The 1890-nt window shown below is 44.0% G+C and carries 1 protein-coding gene; it reads left to right on the forward strand.

The window, feature by feature from the left end; genetic code table 11:
- The first annotated feature begins 527 nt into the window (after nt 1-527).
- Complete coding sequence (gene ltrA, locus E0F91_RS17525; RefSeq protein WP_132067636.1) at nt 528-1844, forward strand: group II intron reverse transcriptase/maturase; 1317 nt, start codon at nt 528-530, stop codon at nt 1842-1844.
- The last annotated feature ends 46 nt before the right edge of the window (nt 1845-1890 follow it).

Raw genomic sequence — 1890 nt, forward strand, 5'->3', positions numbered from 1 at the left:
AAATACCCAAATCTCGTGTAACGGCTGTGTGTGCCTTGCATGCACTTCCAATTCCTCAAAAGTAGGAATTTTATCTAKAGGGTGCAAGTCCCTTATCGGCAAGTTGTTGWWTTATATTGAGCCGATTAGCACGTGGYAAGCTGGTTTGGRGCGAYCCATGCAGTGAAGGAAGCCAAACGGCAAAAGTCTGTACCGAGGAACACAAAGCGCATAAGAGGCTAGCTAAATTGGGTAAGCATGCACAGCAATGCAAAGCCTTTAGACAACAGGTTTAGTTAGTAGATGCGTCGGGSATAGACGGAAAGAGGAAGTGCTTACCGAGGGAGGTCTTTGCAACCACGAGTTGGTTAAGTAAAGAAGTCAGCAGAAGTCATAGTACWTGGGGYAACGAGYTACCAATAGAAAYGGTAKAGGACTCACAAACAAGGAAGGACCCAACGCAAAGTGGTTCTYAATTTTCATCGGAATAACGCAAGTTATAGCCCTGAAAAAGCGGAACAGGAAGAATTTAATGTAAAACAACAATTATGATTACACAAGTAACACATCCTTACAATCTCCAAAAGGCGCTACGTCAAGTAGTGGTCAACAAAGGCAGTGCGGGCGTTGATGGACTAAAAACCACTCAACTGGCGGACTACTTCCGTGAACACAAGTTTGCATTACTGGAAGATATTAAGAATGACCGTTACTTACCGCAACCTATTCTTGGTGTGGACATTCCAAAAGGAGGCGGAAAGTTCCGACTCTTGGGAATTCCAACAGTAGTTGACAGACTGCTTCAACAAGCCGTATCGCAAGCGATGATGCCGAGATTCGAAAAAGATTTTAGTGTGAACAGCTTCGGATTTCGACCCAACAAAAACGCCCGCCAAGCGGTAGGCAAATCCTTGGGAAACATTCACGAAGGCTACAATTACATTGTAGATATTGACCTAAAGACCTTCTTCGATGAAGTCGACCATTGCTTGCTGCTGAACCTAATTTACCAAAAGGTAAAATGTCCAACGACTTTGCGATTAATCCGCAAATGGCTGCGAGTGCCGATACTCATCAAAGGAAAACTGATCAAACGTAGAAAAGGCGTTCCGCAAGGAAGCCCGATAAGTCCGTTTTTGTCAAATATCTTACTCCACGAATTGGACAAAGAACTGACACGAAAAGGCTTAAAGTTTGTCCGTTATGCCGATGATTTCAGTATTTACACCAAATCGAAAACACAAGCCAAAACGGTTGGAAACGCTATCTTTCTATTTTTGAGAGACAAGCTGAAACTAACCATAAATTTGGAAAAGAGCGGGATTAGAAAACCCATTCAGTTCACGATATTGGGATTTTCGTTTGCATCGACCTATCAAAAAGGGGTAAAAGGCAGGTATCAACTAACGGTAGGGGACAAAGCTTGGGCAAAACTCAAGCAGAGTTTAAAAGAAGTGACACGCAAAACCGCACCCAAAAGTTTCGAGGAACGTATCGGTAAAATCAATGAAATCCAACGAGGATGGTTAAACTATTTTCGGGGAACAAGTATTCAAGGAAAGTTACGAGATATTGATGGTTGGTTGCGCAACCGACTGCGCTATTGCATTTGGACGGACTGGAAAAAACCCGAACGTAAAAGGAAAAACCTGATGCGACTAGGGATTGACAAAGACCACGCTTATGCTTGGAGCAGAACCAGAAAAGGAGGCTGGCGAATCGCTCAAAGTCCAATTCTAACCACTACAATTACCCTACTACGACTTAAGAAGAAAGGCTATCAATCAATGTTGGAGATTTACATGGAACTCAACCCATCACTTTGCGAACCGCCGTATACGAGACCCGTACGTACGGTGGTGTGAGAGGCGCACTCCGTCAGTTTCTGGCGGAGCCGTCTACTCGATTATG

It is taken from the genome of Flavobacterium sandaracinum (genome assembly GCF_004349135.1).
GTDB lineage: Bacteria > Bacteroidota > Bacteroidia > Flavobacteriales > Flavobacteriaceae > Flavobacterium > Flavobacterium sandaracinum.